Here is a 17,960-nt window from a genome sequence, read left to right on the forward strand (position 1 = left end):
AAAATTTCTGTATATGAAACAGGATACTACAAAGCCATTTGATGTCATTGTTATTGGCGGGGGAGCTACCGGAGCGGGGACGGCGAGGGATTGTTCGCGTCGAGGATTGCGGGTGCTGTTGGTCGAACGTTTCGACATCTCGACTGGAGCTACGGGTAGGAATCATGGATTGTTGCATAGTGGGGCTCGTTACGCCGTGACCGATAAAGAGTCGGCGGAAGAGTGTATTAAGGAAAATATGATTCTACGCAAAATAGCCAGTCATTGTGTGGAGGAAACGGATGGTCTGTTTCTTAGTTTGCCGGAGGATGATATCGCTTATCAGGCCAAATTTGTAGAGGCTTGTCGCCAGGCTGGAATTCGGGCGGATGTTATTGATCCGAAAGAAGCTTTGCGGTTAGAGCCGGCGGCTAATCCGGATATTATCGGAGCTGTTCGTGTTCCGGATGGTGCCGTAGATCCGTTTCGATTGACGGCTTCCAATATAATGGATGCGAAGCATCACGGTGCTAAGGTGTTGACTTATCACGAGGTGACGGAGCTTTTGCGGGAACAGGACCGCGTTGTCGGGGTAAAGGTGTTGGATCATAAGACCAAAGAGGTGAAGTCGTATTATGCTTCGGTAGTTGTTAATGCGGGAGGAATTTGGGGACATAATATAGCCCGGTTGGCGAGAATCGATATTAATATGTTGCCGTCGAAGGGTGCCTTGTTGATTTTCGGACATCGGGTGAATCATATTGTTTTGAACAGATGCCGGAAGCCGGCGGATGCGGATATTCTTGTGCCGGGAGATACCATTTGCCTGATCGGAACGACTTCGAGTAAGGTTCCTTTTGAGGAGATCGATCATATGTGTGTTACCTCGGGAGAAGTCGATTTGTTGCTGAGAGAGGGGGAGAAATTGTCACCTGTTCTGGCTCAAACCCGAATCCTCCGGGCTTACGCGGGCGTCCGTCCTTTAGTAGCATCGGATAATGATCCCAGCGGGCGGAATGTGAGTCGGGGTATCGTTTTGTTGGATCATGCCGTTCGGGATGGATTGGAGGGATTTATAACGATTACAGGCGGAAAATTAATGACTTATCGGTTGATGGCTGAATGGACGAGTGATCTGGTCTGTAAAAAATTGAATATTTCGGCTGTTTGTACCACGGCCACGGAAAAATTGCCCGGTTCCCGGGAAAATGTGGAAGAGATAAGTAAAAAAATTCTTTCTATACCTTCAACACAGCGGAATGCCACGATTTCCCGTCACGGTGATATGGCCGGTAAATTTTCTGAAAATACCTCTTTGGACAACAGTTTGGTCTGTGAATGCGAGGAGGTATCGGTAGGAGAGGTGAAATACGCCTTAAACGAGCTGGATGTGAATAACCTGGTCGATTTGAGGCGGAGGACGCGTGTCGGAATGGGTACTTGTCAAGGAGAACTTTGTGCTTGTCGCGCCGCGGGGCTGATGAGCGATCTGCATAAATCCTGCACGAGAAGGGCGAAAGAAGATCTCTCCTCTTTTCTGAACGAGAGATGGAAAGGAATGGCCCCGATTGCCTGGGGTGATACTTTACGCGAGAGTGAATACACGTCTTGGGTTTATGAAGGCGTATGCGGTTTAACATGGTCTCAAAAACAAGAAGAATAATATGAAATTTGATACGGTTATTATAGGCGGAGGTTTGTCCGGATTGATTTGCGGTATTTATTTGTCAAAAAGAGGACAACGTTGCGTTATCATATCTTCGGGCCAAAGTGCCCTGCATTTTTCTTCTGGTTCTTTCGATCTGTTGAATGCGTTACCTGATGGAACCGGGGTGAATCATCCTTTGGAGGCCGTCGAAAAATTGATCTTACAAGCTCCGGAACACCCTTACGCGAAGTTGGGAGTAGAGAAGTTTGCAACATTGGCGGCAAAGGCAAAATCATTTCTTGAAGAGGCCGGAGTACCGGTTTCCGGAGATGAACGGAAGAATCATTACCGGATCACTCCCATGGGAACGATGAAACCTACTTGGCTGACCTTAAAAGAGCAATTGATGTCTGCTGAAAAAGATCGGTTGCCTTGGAAAAAGATAGCTGTTTTTAATGTTACGGGATTTTTGGATTTTTACACGCAATTTATTGTGGATGAATTTTGTAAGATGGGAACGGAGTGTAGGGTTCATCTTATTCATTTTCCTGCCCTGGAGAATTTGCGGAAAAATCCGACGGAGATGCGTTCCGTAAATATTGCCCGCGTGTTTGATCATCCTGAAAATTTGGATGAATTGATTCGTATACTTAGAGAGAAAAGTGTCGATTGCGAGGCGGTCGTTCTGCCGGCAATTCTCGGTCTGGGGCGGGATAATGTATTGGATTACGTGCAAAATGAAATAAAAAAACCTGTTCGTTTGGTATCCACGCTTCCGCCCTCTGTGCCCGGAATTCGGGCACAACAGCGATTATGCAGGAGTTTTCAACAGGCGGGAGGAGTCTATATGCCGGGAGATACGGTGCTGAAGGCGGATAGGGAGGGAAGACGGATCATGCGCCTTTACTCTGCTGACCATGGGGATATCCCTTTCGTGGGGCAGCAGGTGGTGCTGGCCACGGGAAGCTATTTTAGCCAGGGGCTGATTGCCGAACCGGACCGGATATATGAACCTGTTTTCGATTTGGATGTCTCTTACCTGAAAGATCGGGAACAGTGGTATCGTCATAATGTATTCGAGGTGCAACCTTATCAATCTTTTGGCGTAAAAACGAATACCGATTTCCGGGGGATGTATCGAGGTGAGCCTTTGGATAATCTATATGTAGCGGGAGCGGTATTGGAAGGTTGCAACGCGATGAAGGAGGGGTGTGGTGCCGGGGTCTCTATTTTAAGTGCGTTGTATGTAGCAGAGCGAATTTTAAGTAAATAAAACGGACGACATGAATCTTCAACAACATAATATTAGCGATAATAATTTCGAACAATGTATCAAATGTACGATTTGTACGGTATATTGTCCTGTTGCTGCTGTAAATCCGGCTTACCCGGGTCCCAAGCAGGCCGGTCCCGATGGGGAACGGTTACGTTTGAAAAAGTTTGATTTTTATGATGAAGCGCTGAAATATTGTATTAATTGCAAGAGATGTGAGGTCGCTTGCCCCTCTAACGTGAAGATAGGGGATATCATTCAGTCCGCTCGTATTAAATATAGCGATAAAAAACCGAAATTCCGTGATTTTATATTAGCCAATACGGATTTGGTAGGCAGTTTGTCGACTCCTTTGGCCCCGATTGTAAATATGACATTAGGAATGAAACCCGTCAAGGCGGTTTTGGACGGTGTAATGAAAATCGATCATAGGCGTTCATTCCCTAAATACGCTTTTGGTACTTTTGAAAGCTGGTATAAGAAACAGGCGGAGAAACAGGCGGCTTACCCGGAACAAGTCAGCTATTTTCATGGTTGTTACGTGAATTATAATAATCCGCAGCTGGGAAAAGATCTGATCAAGGTAATGAATGCTTTCGGGGTGGGAGTGCAGTTATTGAAAAAAGAAAAGTGTTGCGGGGTCGCCCTGATCTCCAATGGTTTTATAAAACAAGCTCAAAAACAGGCGAATGCAAACATTAAGTCCATTCGGGAGTCTGTGATAGAGAGAAATATGCCGGTAATCGCTACTTCTTCAACCTGTACATTCACTATTCGCGATGAATATCCGCATTTATTGAATATAGAGAATACGGATGTTCGAGATAAGGTGGAATTGGCCACGCGTTATATATATCGATTGTTGAGTCAACGGGAAGTCAAGCTGAATTTTAAAAAAGGAAAAAAATGGAGAGTTGCTTACCACACGCCTTGCCATATGGAAAAATTGGGTTGGTCTTATTATTCGATCGAATTATTGAAATTGATTCCCGATATGGAGTTAATCGTATTGGATTCGCAATGTTGTGGTATAGCGGGAACTTATGGTTTCAAAAAAGAAAATTATAAGACTTCACAAGATATTGGTAACTCGTTATTTAAGCAAATCGAGTCTTGCGATATCGATTATGTTGCTACCGATTGTGAAACATGTAAATGGCAGATTGAAATGTCTACAACGAAACGTTGTGAACATCCGATATCAATATTGGCAAGCGTTTTGGAATAGTACGTTTGTCATTTTTTTTGAAAGAGAGAATGTTTTATTTCGTAAATATAAAATGTTAAAACGAAATATTGATCTAAATTTTGTTGAATTTTATTTTGATTTAAAAATGTTATTCTCTATTTTTGGTGCGAATTGAAATTAAATTGTTTCGAATTTGCAAGCAAACTATTTCGCATGAGTTCATTTTGAAATTAGATTTATCTGTTATTGTTAATATTAACGCGTAAGTTATGAACCGAGAAAACAGGATGGATGGATTTCCGTTTTACGCTGAATTAGAGGCTGTGTTTGAAAAACAATTTCTTCTGTCCGATTCGGGAAGGAACAGGGATCGGTATGTAAAAAATCTTACGGTATCAGATGATTTATTCGAAATTCGGAAAAAACAGATGAATTTTTACTCTTTGGGATGGAGTAGAATGACAGGTAGAAATAAATTAATTGTAAATAATTAAAATCTAAACACATGTGGAGTTTTTTGAAACCGGAGCCTCATAAGCCCTTGCTTCCAAAGGAAGAAATAGCTCCGACGTACAATCGGTTACGTTGGCAGGTTTTCATTGGTATCTTTATCGGATACGCTGGTTATTATCTCGTTAGAAAGAATTTTGCGCTTGCAATGCCGTATCTTGTGGAGATGGGATTCGACAAAGGACTTTTGGGTGTTGCCATCTCGGCCAACGCTATCGCGTACGGTCTTTCCAAGTTTTTGATGGGAGGTGTTTCCGATCGCAGTAGTGCCCGGAAATTTTTGCCGTTAGGATTGTTGCTTTCGGCTTTGGTGACCATCATCCTGGGAACGGGCTTGGGAATTTCTTCCATCGTGTCGATGTTTATATTGCAATTCCTGATCGGTTGGTTTCAGGGTATGGGATGGCCTCCCAGTGGGCGGGTGATGACCCACTGGTTTTCTCAAAACGAGCGAGGAACTAAAATGTCTATATGGAATTGCGCTCATAATGTAGGTGGGGCTGCGATCGGTCCTATGGCTGCTGTCGGTATGGTTTGGTTCGGCTCGTGGCAAGCCGGTACCTTTTGGTTCCCCGCGGTTGTCGCTCTTTTCATTGTCGTAATCAGTTTCTTGTTGATTCGGGATACTCCTCAGTCTTGCGGTTTGCCTCCTATCGAGGAGTTTCGGAACGACTATCCGAAAAATTATAGTGCCAAATCGGAAGAGGAGCTGACAACGAAGGAGATTTTCTTCAAGTATGTATTGAATAACAAAACATTGTGGTTTATTGCCATTGCTAATGCTTTTATTTATTTAGTACGTTATGGCGTATTGGATTGGGCTCCGACCTATTTGAAAGAGGCGCGGGACTTCGACATAAAGAGTATCGGATGGGCTTATTTTGCTTATGAGTTTGCGGCCATTCCCGGTACGATTGTTTGCGGTTGGTTGAGTGACCGGGTGTTTAAAGGACGTCGTGCTTTGACCACTATGATTTATATGGTATTGGTCGCCGTGTTTATTTTCGTTTACTGGCAATTTGCCAGAACTCCGATGGCTATCAGTATTTGTTTGATTGCCATAGGATTCTTGATATACGGCCCTGTAATGCTTATCGGAGTGCACGCGTTGGATTTGGCTCCTAAGAAAGCCGCGGGAACATCGGCTGGATTAACCGGATTTTTCGGTTACTTCTTCGGAACAGCCTTGTTGGCAAATATAGGTTTAGGGTATGTTGTTCAACATTTCGGCTGGAATTGGAACTTCATCGTCTTGCTCTTGGCTTGTGCATTAGCATTCCTGTTTATCGGATTTACATATAAAGAGGAACAATATCTTGTTAAAAATAATCATTAACATTCCTAAAAATCGAAATTATGATTAAAAGACTATTTCATGTCGCATGGGCATGCGGGTTAGTAGCCTCCGTGATGTCGTGTGAAGATCAAAAATTTAATGATGTGACAGTTGATGTCGACCGCGTACACGTGGCGACTTTGTCTGAAGAGATGCAAAAAGTTCGGGATTATGTTCCGGAATATGCCGTGATGGCTCATAGAGGTTCTACGTTCTGGACGCCGGAAGAGACAGAAGCCGCTTATCGTTGGGCGAGAGAGATCGGCGCCGATTATTTGGAATGCGACTTGCAGGTGTCGAAGGATGGAGTGGTATTGGCTTTGCATGATACGGATTTGAAACGTACTACTAATATTGCGGATGTTTTCGGTGAGGCTCTTCCCACGGAATTGAGAAAAGAGTACTACGAGAAATTGGGATATACCGCCGCACAAATCGATAGTTTGATGATCGTGGATACGAAAAATTTCGTTCCCAATTATCCTTCTTCTTATACTTACTATGAATTGATGCATTTGGATGCTGGAAGATGGTTCAACGAGAGCAGTTTAGAGCAGGCGCGCGCCGGGTTCGTGGAACAACATCAATATATTTCGACTTTGGAAGATTTGGTAATGTATTCAAAAGGGTATCGTTTGAAGAGATACAAAGCGGGAGAAACGGATCCTTTTGGGCTTTGGAAGAAACCGGAAGGAGAGCGTGTCGTAACCGGAATGACGGCTACGAACAAAACCATTACCAATCCCATAAATTTTGTTACGGTTGATAAGGTCGTCAAATATGATTTCGAGTATATCGTAGATACAAAGGCTGACGGAGGTGCACTTAGCGGAAATATTCCGGGTATCTACATCGAATTCAAGGAACCGTGGTTGAATCCGGCGGGATTTGAGCAAATGGTATATGATGAGTTATCGGAATTGCATATGAATATTATTACCGAGCCGGCAAACGAAAATGAACCTTTCTATAAAAATCATAAAGTGAATGTCGGCAATACGAACGGTAAGGTAGTTCTTCAAACTTTCTCTTTACAAAGTTTGGTACAGGTGAGTAAGGTTTTTGAAGGAAAAGTTCCGATGTGTTTCTTGTTGTGGCTGGGAAGTGGGGCTACTGATCTGACATATGACGATCCTACCGGATATGCCTCTTTCATTAATTTGGGAGTACAGTATAAAGCTCATTTCATCGGACCGTGTATCGGTGGAGCTCCCAATAACTATCCGGAATTAAACAAACCCTGGCAAAATCATTTGATTCACCGGGCAAAAATGAAGAATCATCCGTATACTTTCGATACTTATGATCAGATGGCTAAATATTTTGGTCAGTATAATTATGGAGTAGAGGGCGGAGCCGTCTTTAAGGCTCCCTATCTGGATGCGTTGTTCACTAACCACTCGGATATGTCTCTTCAATACATGATTAATTTTAATTGGAGAAGTAAAGATGCTCCTCAGACTGTACCGGATGCACGTCAATTACTGGAAGAGTTGGGTTACGAAAAATAATCACATTTAATAGCATATACAAATGAAGAAATATATATTATTCCCTCTTGTGTTAGTAGCTGCCATGCTGTCTTCTAACGTGATAAAAGCTCAGGATCAGGATGTCGAGCCTTTGTTGAAATATATTAATAAGGAAAACGGACTTAAACTTACAGCCGGTGGTCGTCTTTTTGCCGATTTCGCTTATTATCATACGGAATTTACTCCCATGAAATCGGGGGCCGCAATTACAGATGCCCGCATCCGTACTTCGCTGACTTGGAAAAATTTCTATTTTTATGCTGATTTCGATTTCTCCAAGGGAACCTTCAAGCAGAAAAATATTTTTGTAAGGTATAATTTCAAAGAGTCTGTAAATGGCATTCATAGCGTGAAAGCCGGTTATTTTAATGAACCGTCCACGATGAGTTTGAATACCAGTCTGTATAATTATCACTTTATTTCTCGTCCCGCGGGGGTGAATGCGTTGTCTCCCGGACGTGCCTTGGGTGTTACCTACAAGTATTTTGACCGGAACTTTTTTGCGGATCAGGGCTTTTTTGCCGAAAACAAATACAACGACCAGATTGCAGGATTCCAAGGATTTAGTTTAAGCGGTCGTTGGTTATACAAACCGATCAATAATGACTATATGACGTTGCAGTTCGGTATCGGCATGCGTTACGGACGGATCAACAGCGGTGAAGTTATTAATGATAACGTGTTTAAGACCAACTTGGAAATCGAGGCCAACATGCAAACTTATGTGGATGCAACTACCCGTTTCTTGAATGCAGATGTGGCTTGGGCTAAAAATACGTTGAATGTAAATCCTGAATTATTGTTCAGAACGGATCGTTTCTTCTTCCGCGGAGAATATATTTTCAAAAAAATCTGGAAAGACCGGGATGATTTGACTTTGTTCGAAAATCAATTGGGAGGTCAGCAAAGTTGGCAAACTCTGGTGTCCTGGCAGAATGGAAACCCGATTCGTGCTTCCAAGTTCGATGCCGCGTATGTCGAGTTAGGCTATTTGTTGTGCGGTAAGGCTTATACCTATGATGACGAATACGCTTTGTTGGGAGGAATGAACGATAAAGGCGGACTTGAAGTGGTCGCTCGTTATAGTTACACGAATTTGAATGATATCAATAAGGGTGATGTGTTCTTGATAGGCAATCATAAGTTCTATCCGAATGGAGAGATAAAAGATTACCCGGTGGTTTCAACCAGTATCGGCGGAGGAAGAATGCATGCCGTTACTTTGGGATTGAACTACTCGTTTAATCAATATGTCAAAGTGATGGGTGAGTACCAATACGCTAATCTGGATAATGTTTATTTCCCCAATGATAAAAATTTCCATCAGCTGCAATTGCGCTTAATGGTTTCTTTCTAATGATAGGTAGGTTTGTAAGAAAGGGATGGCGTATGTCATCCCTTTTTTTAGGAATAAAGCGAGTTAATTTTATATATTTTCTATATCTTTTTTTGCGTTGGTGTTTTTATTAACAATTATTTTTTTTATTTTTGACATTGAAATGTTGATGATAAACTGTACCAATTACTGAAATATGAAAATAACCGGCTTAATTATATTGTCTTTTTGGATTGTAACTAAAGGATCTTTCGGTCAGATTGATGTACGTGAAATAAACAAGCCGATCGAATTGCTGAATGAGGCGAATGAGGATATTAAAGATGGTAAGTATAAAGAGGCTGTTCCCAAATTACTGGCAGCAGCCAAATTGAATCCGAAATTGAGAGATATTTATATTTCGTTGAATCAGGCTTGTCCTCAGACGAATCAAATATCAATACTAAAGGAGTACCTGAAAAGAGCACAAGCTATTTTTATTGAAGATGATGAGATTTGCTATTATTTAGGAAATGTCTATCAAAACGAGAATCGTTTCGCTGAAGCGATAAGAGAGTATACTTCAGCTATCAAATACGCTAAGAAAAATGGCGAAGAGTTTGGCTTGACTTATGCTTATTATTTGAATCGCGGAAATTGTTATTTGAAACGAAGTGAGTTTCAGAAAGCCATACAGGATTATACCTACTCCTTGTCATTGAACGATAAAAGCGGAGCACTCTATGCTAATAGAGGAATTGCTTATTTTAAAACCGGAAAGAGGACAGAAGCTTGCCGTGATTGGAAAAAGGCCAAAACTCTCGGTGTAACGAGTGTGGGGCAATATTTGAATCGCTATTGTAAATAATCGACAAAAGAAGATTTACGGATTCAACGTCTCGATCAATGAGGTTAAATTACTGGTAAATAATTTTACAGAGATGGCCAGCAAAATGATTCCGAAGAATTTTCTCAGGATGTATACTCCTCCCTTGCCGAATATTTTTTCCACTAAAGAAACATTCTTTATCACCAAGTAGACGACAATGATGTTCAGTATTAAGGCGATAATAATATTGATGGTATGATATTCCGCTTTTAAGGCTAACAGGGTCGTTAAGGTTCCAGCTCCGGCGATAAGAGGGAAAACCAGGGGAACGATTGCGGCGGCATCGGTCGGCCCGTCGTTTTTAAAAATTTCGATTCCGAAAATCATCTCCACGGCTAAAACGAAAATAATCAGGGCTCCGGCAACGGCAAAGGAAGAGATGTCCACGCTGAATAACCCTAATAAGGCATCTCCGACAAAAAGAAAACCGAAAAGGATAAGAAACGAAAACAAAGCTGCTTTGGCTGCGTTTAATTTATGATGTTTATTCTGGATGTCGATAATAATAGGAACGGAACCCGTAATGTCGATTACCGCGAATAGAACCATAAAGGCGCTGACGATTTCCTGTATGCCAAGTGTCGAAATATCCATATTGTAAATCATTTATTCACTTGATGTTTTTTATAATCTCTTTTCTTTTTGTCAGAAAAAAATGGGTTAAATGCCAAATAAAAGTATTATTTTTGTCTGGATCTCGTTCATATCTGATGGATAGATACGCTAAGACTCGGCAAAGATACTGAATCATAGGATTTTTTCAAAAAATATGAATGGCAAAGAAAAGATATTTATGGAATATACGAAGTTAATTGTTGAGAAACAGGAAAATATTTGTATTGTAAAAGTCAATAATCCGGAAGCGTTAAATGCTTTGAGTTCCGTTGTGTTGAGAGAGTTAGACGATGTTTTCACGGTAATAGGTGAGGACGAGGCTACGGATATTGTTATTTTGACCGGGGTAGGACGTTCTTTTGTCGCTGGTGCTGATATTTCGGAGATGAGTAATTTGAATGCCGCGGAGGGTAAAGCATTCGGTGAGTTGGGAGCTAAGGTTTTTAGAAAAATTGAGTTATTGAACAAGGTGGTCATCGCTGCCGTGAACGGGTTTGCTTTAGGCGGGGGATGTGAATTGGCTATGGCTTGCGATATCCGGATTGCTTCTTCGAAGGCTAAATTCGGACAACCGGAAGTGGGGCTGGGGATTACCCCCGGATTTTCCGGAACCCAACGATTGCCCAGAATCGTGGGAATGGGGAAAGCGAAGGAGTTGATCTATACGGCGGATGTGATCCATGCCGAAGAAGCTTGTCGGATCGGCTTGGTGAATAAAGTTGTTGAACCCGAAATGTTGTTGGAAGAGTGTTTGAATATGGCCAGGAAGATAGCCTCGAAAGCTCCTTTAGCCGTGCAATATTCGAAAGAAGCTATCAATCGGGGAATGGAGACGGATATAGAGACGGGTATTGCTATGGAAAACTATTTGTTTGGACTTTGTTTTTCCACGGAAGATCAAAAAGAGGGGATGAAGGCTTTCCTGGCAAAGCAAGGGGTGACTTTTCAAAAAAAATAATATATATTAACAAAGTAATTGAGGGTTTAATATGAAAATTTGTGTCGTAGGTACAGGGACGATGGGTAACGGTATTGCCCAGACGTTTGCCCAGGCTGGTCACGATGTGTTGTTGAAAGGGAGATCAGAAGCTTCTTTGGCAAAAGCACATAAAGCCATAGATAAGAGTCTTTCTAAAATGGTAGAGAAAGGCAAAATGGAAGCCGTTCAAAAAGAGGCGATTATCGCGAAGATTAAGGATACCATGGCTTATGAAGATTGTAAAGATGCTGATTTGGTCATAGAGGTGGTGGCCGAAGATATGAACACCAAGAGTGAGATATTTAAAACGTTGGATGCTGTTTGCAAACCTGAGGCAGTATTGGCTACCAACACTTCTTCTCTTTCTATAACCGAGATTGCTGCTACGACTAATCGTCCGGAAAAGGTTATAGGAATGCATTTTTTCAATCCTGTCCCCATGATGAAATTAGTGGAAGTGATAAAAGGACAATTAACTTCTCAAGAAGTACATGATAAAATCATGGCCCTTGCCGCAGAAATCGGTAAGACTCCCGTGAGTGTAAATGAAGCTCCCGGGTTTGTGGTGAACCGTATTTTAATACCGATGATTAACGAGGGGATCGGTATTTATGCCGATGGAGTGGCTTCCAAAGAGGAGATCGATGAGGCTATGAAATTAGGGGCAAATCATCCTATGGGACCTTTGGCATTGGGGGATTTGATCGGTTTGGATGTTTGTCTGGCTATTATGGAAGTTTTATACCATGAATTCGGAGATTCCAAATACCGTCCGCATCCTTTATTACGTAAGATGGTTCGGGCGAACCTGCTGGGTAGGAAGACCGGAATCGGTTTTTATGATTACCGTAAATAATAAAAATAAAAAAACCGGGAGATTCCTCCCGGTTTTTTTTATTCTGATTTTTTCAATTTCTCGGTAAGCAAAGGAACGATTTTCCGTATATCTCCCACGATACCCAAGTCTGCTACATTGAAAATAGGAGCATACTTGTCTTTGTTGATAGCGATGATGTATTCTGCTTCTTCCATTCCGGCCAGATGCTGGATAGCCCCGGAAATACCCATGGCGAAATAGACATCCGGACGAACTGTTTTACCGGTTTGTCCTACCTGACGTTCGTGACCGAGAACTCCCGCGTCCACCATTGCGCGGGAAGCCGATACCTCGGCTCCGATGGTGTTGGCCATGGCCCGTAACAGATCAAAACCCTCCGTGTTTCCAACTCCGCGTCCCCCGGATACCAGAATATGAGCTTCGGTGATGTCGATCAGATTCTTTTGTTCTTTTACGGTTTCTAACACGCGTACACGGAACTTGGATTTGTCAAAGCGGATCGTAACATCTTCGATCGAACCTTGACGATTCGTGTCTCGCTGTCCGATGCGCATTACACCCGGACGAACGGTTGACATTTGAGGACGATGGTCTTTGCAGATGATTGTAGCCATCAGGTTTCCCCCGAATGCCGGACGCGTCATTAGCAGGTCTCTCTCCTCTGAAATTTCTAATCCGGTACAGTCTGCCGTCAAACCGGTTTCTATACGGGCAGACAGACGTGGTCCCAGGTCCCGTCCGATTGTCGTGGCACCGATTAAAACGATGCTGGGTTTATTTTCCTTCACGATCTGGTAGATAGCCTGAGCGTAAGGTTCCGTTACGTAGGTTTCCAACTCGGGAGCATCTACACGTAAAACCGTGTCGGCTCCGTAAGCAATGCACTCCTGGGCTTGAGTCGATAAGTTGTGGCCTAATAGTATGGCGTATACTTTTTCATTTAAAGCATCTGCCAATTCTCTGGCTTTACCTAATAACTCCAGAGCCACATTTTGGATTACGCCTTCTCTTTGTTCGATAAAGACATAAACGTTTTTATATTGTGATTTATCCATCTGACTATTTAATTTTGAATTTGGAGAAAAGCTCTAAATTCTTATTAGATAATAAATTTCTCTTTTAGTTTATTGATAATGATATCGGCGGCTTCCGTCGGTTCTACCTCGTAGATTTGTCCGGCAGCTTTCACTCCCTTCGTGAAGGATTTGTATACCCGGGTAGGAGAACCGTTTAGACCGATCTTGTTTTCATCCACGGTGATATTCGTGTAATTCCATAATTCAATTTCACGGTCGTAGGCTTCAACAATACCTCTTACGGACATATAACGGGGTTTTACTCCCGATGCCAATGCCGTTAATACACAAGGGGCATCTACTTCTACGATTTGGTGGCCTTCCTCGGTGGATTTTTTTATGGTAAAGGTTTTATTGCCGTCGAACTTCAGATCCTCTACATAGGTTACTTGCGGTAAGTCCAAGTGTTCTGCAATTTGAGGGCCTACTTGTGCCGTATCTCCGTCAATAGCTTGACGTCCGGTAATTACCAGATCGTAATCCAAAGCTCTCAATGCTCCGGCTATCGTGTTAGAGGTAGCTAAGGTATCCGCTCCCGCGAATTTGCGGTCGCTTAATAAAATAGCGCGATCGACTCCCATGGCGAAAGCTTCTCGCAAGATGGCTTCGGCTTGTGGCGGACCCATCGTAATAACGGTTACGTGAGCACCGTATTGATCTTTTAATTGAAGAGCAAATTCAAGACCTCCTTTGTCATCGGGGTTCATGATACTGGGAACCCCGTCTCTGATTAAGGTTCCGGTAACCGGGTCAAGTTTAATTTCCGTGGTATCCGGAACTTGTTTAATACAAACAACTATCTTCATGTCGACTTTTTTTACTTTAATAAATTGGCTGCGATGACCATTCTCTGAACTTCTGAAGTTCCCTCGTAAATTTCAGTGATTTTGGCATCTCTCATCATTCTCTCAACCGGATATTCCCGGGTATAACCGTATCCTCCGTGGAATTGTACCGCTTTGGTCGTTACTTCCATTGCTGTTTCTGCCGCGAACAGTTTAGCCATGGCCGCATCGGCGGAGTAATTCTCTTTTTGATCTTTTTTGAAGGCGGCTTTTCTGACTAACAAACGGGAGGCATTGATTTTAGCTTCTAAGTCGGCCAATTGGAATTGGGTGTTCTGGAATTGACCGAGCGCTTTACCGAATTGTTTACGCTCTTTCACGTATTTCACCGTTTCGTCCATAGCTCCTTGGGCAATACCGAGGGCTTGCGATGCGATTCCGATACGTCCTCCGTCCAATGTTTTCATGGCGATTCCGAATCCCTTGCCTTCTTGTCCCAATAAGTTTTCAGCCGGAACAATGCAGTTTTCAAAAATCAATTCGCAGGTAGCCGATCCGCGGATACCCATCTTTTTCTCTTTTTTGCCGATGGAAAAACCGGGAAAATCTTTTTCCACGATAAAGGCGGAGATTCCTCTCGTGCCTTTAGACTTATCGGTCATTGCCATGACAATATATACATGAGCATATCCGGCATTCGTGATGAATATCTTAGATCCGTTCAATACGTAATGATCTCCCTCTTTCACAGCCGTGGTTTGTTGTGCGGAGGCGTCCGTACCCGCGTTGGGTTCGGTTAACCCGAAAGCGCCGATCCATTCGCCGGAGGCTAATTTGGGAAGGTATTTGGCCTTTTGTTCGGGTGTCCCGAACTCCATAATAGGAGCGCCGCATAGAGAGGTGTGAGCCGATACAATGACTCCTGTTGTGGCACATACACGGGATAGTTCTTCTACGGCCATCGTGTAAAGAACATTATTTCCACCAGCCCCGCCATACTCAACGGGGAAGGGAATACCCATAATACCTAACTTTGCCATTTTTTCTACGGTTTCCATCGGGAATCTTTCCGATTCGTCTACTTCTGCCGCTAATGGTTTTACTTCTTTTTCTGCAAACTCTCTTATCATTTGCAAGAAGAGTTGCTCTTTTTTTGATAGACTGAAATCCATTATTATTAATGTTTTTTTAATTGATTGAAGCTAACTGTAATCTTAAATCAGCATTTTTTTAGAATTAATGCCGTTCCCATACCTCCCCCTATACAAAGAGAAGCAAGACCTACTTCAGCTTCACTGTTTAGCATTTCATATACAAGTGATACGATGATGCGATTGCCTGACGCCCCTATGGGGTGGCCTAATGCAATGGCACCTCCGTTGACGTTGGTACGTTCGTTTATCCACTCTCTCGTTACGCCGTGTTGTGCCATTAGTTCATGAATTACTCCCAGTGATTGTGCCGCAAATGCCTCGTTGAGTTCTATCACGTCAATATCAGATAGTTTTATATTGGCATTTTTCAAAGCATTGGTAATGGCTGGTACGGGGCCCATACCCATAATGGCGGGGTCCACACCACCTTGTCCGACACCGATAATCTCGCATAGAGGGGTTAGGTTGTATTGTTTAACGGCCTCTTCCGATGCGATCATCACGAATGACGCTCCGTCGTTGATTCCGGAAGCATTACCGGCAGTTACAGAGCCCTCTTTTTTGAAAGCGGGACGTAAGGTCGATAGTTTTTCCAGCGACGTTTTTCTATTGGGGAATTCGTCCGTATCGAATTGTAAAGTTTCTTTTTTTACTTTATACTCGATAGGCACAATTTCAGCTTTAAATTTACCGTTATCGATAGCAGCTATTGCACGCTTTTGCGATTCTAAAGCAAATTCGTCCTGTTCTTCCCGGCTGATGGAATATTTTTCTGCTATATTTTCAGCCGTAATGCCCATGTGATACCCTTCAAATGCATCAGTAAGACCATCGAATACCATGTGGTCGATGACCGTTACGTCTCCCATGCGGTGTCCGTCGCGGACATGACCGGGAAGAATATAACCGGCTTTTGACATGGATTCGGTACCTCCCGCGATAATAAGGTTAGCAAGTCCCGCTTTGATAGCGCTTACACCGTTGAGCACGGCTTTCATTCCGCTACCGCATATCATGTTGATGCCATAAGCCGGTACTTCCTGGGGAATTCCCCCTTTTATGGACGCCTGACGGGCCACTCCCTGCCCTTGTCCGGCAGATAGTACGTTACCTACGATTACTTCATCAATATGGGCAGGATTAACACCGGTTTCTGCAATGATGTTTTTAATTACTGCGGCACCGAGGTCCGCTGCTGACAATGAAAGAGTACTTCCTAAAAATTTGCCAATCGCTGTTCTTTTTGCTGCTACGATATATGCCTTCATTTATTGAGCCATTGGTTTTAAATTTTTAGAAACGAGTAATTCACAGCCCGTTGCTGCTTTGATGTCATCCAAAGTAAATTCACTGTTTAATTCTACCAATTCGATTCCGGCAGGAGTGATGTTCATAACACCCATCTCGGTGATGATCATGTCGACTTCACCCGCAGCTGTTAACGGTAGTGTACATTCTTTCAATATCTTGTGGTTCCCTTTTGCGGTATGTTCCATGGCAAGGATTACTTTTTTAGCACCCACTAAAAGATCCATGGCTCCTCCCATTCCCGGGGCTTTCTTGCCGGGGATGATCCAGTTGGCCAAATTCCCTTTCTCGTCTACCTGTAAAGCACCAAGAATAGTTACGTCCACATGTCCGCCTCGGATGATTCCGAAAGAAGTGGCACTATCAAAGCTACATGCTCCGTCGATAGCCGTGATGTATCCACCGCCGGCATCCGTCAATTCCGGATTTTCTTTACCTTCTTCCGGTTTCGGGCCCATGCCTAATAATCCGTTTTCGGATTGTAGGATCACGTGTACGTCACTCTTCAGGTAGTTGGGGACCATTGTCGGCAACCCGATGCCCAAGTTAACTACGTCGCCGTCTTTTAATTCGAGGGCAACCCGCTTGGCAATAACTTCTCTTACTTGATCTTTATCCATAACCGTTTTAATTTTAAATTATAAATTTTAGATTGTAAATTGACGATTACCTTTGGCGTGTAATTTAGGATTTAAAATCTAAAATTCTAAATGCTATTTCGTTTTTCTTCTAACAAGTTCTTGTGCAACAAATGAAGCCACATCATCGGCATAGGTGTTCATGCCGAAACCGGCATCGTATCCCAATTCTTTCGCTAACTCATGAGATATGCGAGGACCTCCGCAAGCTAAAATAACCTTATCCCGGAGACCTTCGGCTTCCAACATCTCTACCAATTCCGTCAGGTTTTTGATATGAATGTCTTTCTGTGTTACTGTTTGTGATACTAACAAGGCATCAGCATGCAGCTCGATAGCCTTGGCGATAAACTCTTCATTGGGAACCTGACTTCCTAAATTATGGGCCTCGATCATGTCATAACGTTCCAGTCCATAGTGTCCGGCGAACCCTTTCATGTTCATGATGGCGTCAATACCTACCGTGTGGGCATCGGTGCCGGTACTGGCTCCGACAACGACAATGGGACGTCCGATATGTTCACGGATGAATTCGTCTGTCTCGTGCATCTCCCATTTGGTCGATTCGACTTTGGGAACATGGATTGCGGTAAAATCAACCGTGGGTGTACAGCTCCCGTAACAGTTAAAAAAGGTATAACCTTCGGTCAATTCTTTACTGAATACGATTTGAGGATTTTCGAAACCCATTTTCTTCAGCAGTTGTTTTGCAGCCTCGATGGCCTCTTCTCCGGCGGGAACGGGCAGGGTAAAACTTAATTGAGTTTTACCGTCGTTCATGGTATCGCCATATGGTTTTATCTTTTTCAGATCTAAGGTCTGATCAAAATCATTTTTTTCCGTTGAATATAATCCACCACTCATACTAATTGAAAATTGAAAATGAAAAATTGAAA

The 17,960-nt window shown here is 43.0% G+C and carries 17 protein-coding genes; 10 read left to right on the forward strand and 7 right to left on the reverse strand.

Features of this window, described 5'->3' with window-relative positions; genetic code table 11:
* Positions 1–13 precede the first annotated feature (13 nt).
* From glpA to NVS78_RS04330, 8 genes are all read left to right on the forward strand, one after another.
* Positions 14–1,642 carry an anaerobic glycerol-3-phosphate dehydrogenase subunit A gene (gene glpA, locus NVS78_RS04295; RefSeq protein WP_286358078.1) on the forward strand — a complete coding sequence of 543 codons (1,629 nt, stop codon included), beginning with the start codon at positions 14–16 and terminating at the stop codon, positions 1,640–1,642.
* 1 nt (position 1,643) lies between these two features.
* A complete protein-coding gene (gene glpB / locus NVS78_RS04300) occupies positions 1,644–2,900 on the forward strand; it encodes a glycerol-3-phosphate dehydrogenase subunit GlpB (protein WP_286358079.1) in 1,257 nt (418 codons plus the stop codon).
* Positions 2,901–2,910: 10 nt separating this feature from the next.
* Positions 2,911–4,128, forward strand: coding sequence for an anaerobic glycerol-3-phosphate dehydrogenase subunit GlpC (glpC, locus tag NVS78_RS04305; RefSeq protein ID WP_286358080.1), 1,218 nt, complete (start codon positions 2,911–2,913; stop codon positions 4,126–4,128).
* 230 nt (positions 4,129–4,358) lie between these two features.
* Positions 4,359–4,583 carry a hypothetical protein gene (locus tag NVS78_RS04310; RefSeq protein ID WP_059026548.1) on the forward strand — a complete coding sequence of 75 codons (225 nt, stop codon included), beginning with the start codon at positions 4,359–4,361 and terminating at the stop codon, positions 4,581–4,583.
* An 11-nt stretch (positions 4,584–4,594) separates the two neighbouring features.
* Positions 4,595–5,935: a glycerol-3-phosphate transporter gene (gene glpT, locus NVS78_RS04315; protein ID WP_041502651.1), complete on the forward strand. Its 1,341-nt coding sequence runs from the start codon at positions 4,595–4,597 to the stop codon at positions 5,933–5,935.
* A gap of 20 nt (positions 5,936–5,955) precedes the next feature.
* Entirely contained in the window at positions 5,956–7,446 is a 1,491-nt protein-coding gene (locus NVS78_RS04320) for a glycerophosphodiester phosphodiesterase family protein (protein WP_286358081.1), read from the forward strand.
* Positions 7,447–7,468: 22 nt separating this feature from the next.
* Positions 7,469–8,824, forward strand: coding sequence for a porin family protein (locus tag NVS78_RS04325; RefSeq protein WP_041502653.1), 1,356 nt, complete (start codon positions 7,469–7,471; stop codon positions 8,822–8,824).
* 175 nt (positions 8,825–8,999) lie between these two features.
* Positions 9,000–9,650: a tetratricopeptide repeat protein gene (locus NVS78_RS04330; protein ID WP_286358082.1), complete on the forward strand. Its 651-nt coding sequence runs from the start codon at positions 9,000–9,002 to the stop codon at positions 9,648–9,650.
* A 15-nt stretch (positions 9,651–9,665) separates the two neighbouring features.
* Here the strand turns inward: NVS78_RS04330 and NVS78_RS04335 are convergent, their stop codons facing one another.
* The gene (locus NVS78_RS04335; protein ID WP_286358083.1) at positions 9,666–10,265 is read right to left on the reverse strand and encodes a MarC family protein; all 600 of its coding nucleotides are present in this window, start codon (positions 10,263–10,265) and stop codon (positions 9,666–9,668) included.
* A 199-nt stretch (positions 10,266–10,464) separates the two neighbouring features.
* Between NVS78_RS04335 and NVS78_RS04340 the strand changes: the two genes are divergently transcribed.
* Both NVS78_RS04340 and NVS78_RS04345 read left to right on the forward strand, forming a co-directional pair.
* A complete protein-coding gene (locus NVS78_RS04340; protein ID WP_286358084.1) occupies positions 10,465–11,244 on the forward strand; it encodes a short-chain-enoyl-CoA hydratase in 780 nt (259 codons plus the stop codon).
* 31 nt (positions 11,245–11,275) lie between these two features.
* Positions 11,276–12,121, forward strand: a complete 846-nt coding sequence (locus NVS78_RS04345) for a 3-hydroxybutyryl-CoA dehydrogenase (RefSeq protein ID WP_286358085.1) — start codon at positions 11,276–11,278, stop codon at positions 12,119–12,121.
* 38 nt (positions 12,122–12,159) lie between these two features.
* Here NVS78_RS04345 and NVS78_RS04350 read toward each other — a convergent pair whose 3' ends face one another.
* The 6 genes from NVS78_RS04350 to kamE all read right to left on the reverse strand — a co-directional run bounded on the left by NVS78_RS04350 (position 12,160) and on the right by kamE (position 17,928).
* Positions 12,160–13,158 carry an electron transfer flavoprotein subunit alpha/FixB family protein gene (locus NVS78_RS04350; RefSeq protein WP_286358086.1) on the reverse strand — a complete coding sequence of 333 codons (999 nt, stop codon included), beginning with the start codon at positions 13,156–13,158 and terminating at the stop codon, positions 12,160–12,162.
* 44 nt (positions 13,159–13,202) lie between these two features.
* Positions 13,203–13,985 carry an electron transfer flavoprotein subunit beta/FixA family protein gene (locus tag NVS78_RS04355; RefSeq protein ID WP_041502657.1) on the reverse strand — a complete coding sequence of 261 codons (783 nt, stop codon included), beginning with the start codon at positions 13,983–13,985 and terminating at the stop codon, positions 13,203–13,205.
* Positions 13,986–13,996: 11 nt separating this feature from the next.
* Complete coding sequence (locus tag NVS78_RS04360; RefSeq protein WP_041502658.1) at positions 13,997–15,136, reverse strand: acyl-CoA dehydrogenase; 1,140 nt, start codon at positions 15,134–15,136, stop codon at positions 13,997–13,999.
* A gap of 47 nt (positions 15,137–15,183) precedes the next feature.
* Entirely contained in the window at positions 15,184–16,386 is a 1,203-nt protein-coding gene (locus NVS78_RS04365) for an acetyl-CoA C-acetyltransferase (RefSeq protein WP_286358087.1), read from the reverse strand.
* On the reverse strand, positions 16,387–17,046 hold the full coding sequence (locus NVS78_RS04370; RefSeq protein ID WP_041502660.1) for a 3-oxoacid CoA-transferase subunit B: 660 nt from the start codon (positions 17,044–17,046) through the stop codon (positions 16,387–16,389).
* 93 nt (positions 17,047–17,139) lie between these two features.
* Positions 17,140–17,928: a lysine 5,6-aminomutase subunit beta gene (gene kamE, locus NVS78_RS04375; protein ID WP_041502661.1), complete on the reverse strand. Its 789-nt coding sequence runs from the start codon at positions 17,926–17,928 to the stop codon at positions 17,140–17,142.
* Between the last annotated feature and the right edge of the window lie 32 nt (positions 17,929–17,960).

This window comes from Gabonibacter chumensis, from assembly GCF_024741215.1.
Classification (GTDB): domain Bacteria; phylum Bacteroidota; class Bacteroidia; order Bacteroidales; family Marinifilaceae; genus Gabonibacter; species Gabonibacter massiliensis.

Excerpts from the sequence above, each read along its gene's own strand:
- NVS78_RS04355 (WP_041502657.1), bottom strand. The coding sequence starts at position 13,985 with ATGAAGATAGTTGTTTGTATTAAACAAGTTCCGGATACCACGGAAATT.
- glpC (WP_286358080.1), top strand. The coding sequence starts at position 2,911 with ATGAATCTTCAACAACATAATATTAGCGATAATAATTTCGAACAATGT.
- glpT (WP_041502651.1), top strand. The coding sequence starts at position 4,595 with ATGTGGAGTTTTTTGAAACCGGAGCCTCATAAGCCCTTGCTTCCAAAG.
- NVS78_RS04365 (WP_286358087.1), bottom strand. The coding sequence starts at position 16,386 with ATGAAGGCATATATCGTAGCAGCAAAAAGAACAGCGATTGGCAAATTT.
- NVS78_RS04330 (WP_286358082.1), top strand. The coding sequence starts at position 9,000 with ATGAAAATAACCGGCTTAATTATATTGTCTTTTTGGATTGTAACTAAA.
- glpA (WP_286358078.1), top strand. The coding sequence starts at position 14 with ATGAAACAGGATACTACAAAGCCATTTGATGTCATTGTTATTGGCGGG.
- NVS78_RS04320 (WP_286358081.1), top strand. The coding sequence starts at position 5,956 with ATGATTAAAAGACTATTTCATGTCGCATGGGCATGCGGGTTAGTAGCC.
- NVS78_RS04370 (WP_041502660.1), bottom strand. The coding sequence starts at position 17,046 with ATGGATAAAGATCAAGTAAGAGAAGTTATTGCCAAGCGGGTTGCCCTC.
- NVS78_RS04360 (WP_041502658.1), bottom strand. The coding sequence starts at position 15,136 with ATGGATTTCAGTCTATCAAAAAAAGAGCAACTCTTCTTGCAAATGATA.
- NVS78_RS04335 (WP_286358083.1), bottom strand. The coding sequence starts at position 10,265 with ATGGATATTTCGACACTTGGCATACAGGAAATCGTCAGCGCCTTTATG.
- NVS78_RS04310 (WP_059026548.1), top strand. The coding sequence starts at position 4,359 with ATGAACCGAGAAAACAGGATGGATGGATTTCCGTTTTACGCTGAATTA.
- NVS78_RS04350 (WP_286358086.1), bottom strand. The coding sequence starts at position 13,158 with ATGGATAAATCACAATATAAAAACGTTTATGTCTTTATCGAACAAAGA.
- kamE (WP_041502661.1), bottom strand. The coding sequence starts at position 17,928 with ATGAGTGGTGGATTATATTCAACGGAAAAAAATGATTTTGATCAGACC.
- glpB (WP_286358079.1), top strand. The coding sequence starts at position 1,644 with ATGAAATTTGATACGGTTATTATAGGCGGAGGTTTGTCCGGATTGATT.
- NVS78_RS04340 (WP_286358084.1), top strand. The coding sequence starts at position 10,465 with ATGGAATATACGAAGTTAATTGTTGAGAAACAGGAAAATATTTGTATT.
- NVS78_RS04345 (WP_286358085.1), top strand. The coding sequence starts at position 11,276 with ATGAAAATTTGTGTCGTAGGTACAGGGACGATGGGTAACGGTATTGCC.
- NVS78_RS04325 (WP_041502653.1), top strand. The coding sequence starts at position 7,469 with ATGAAGAAATATATATTATTCCCTCTTGTGTTAGTAGCTGCCATGCTG.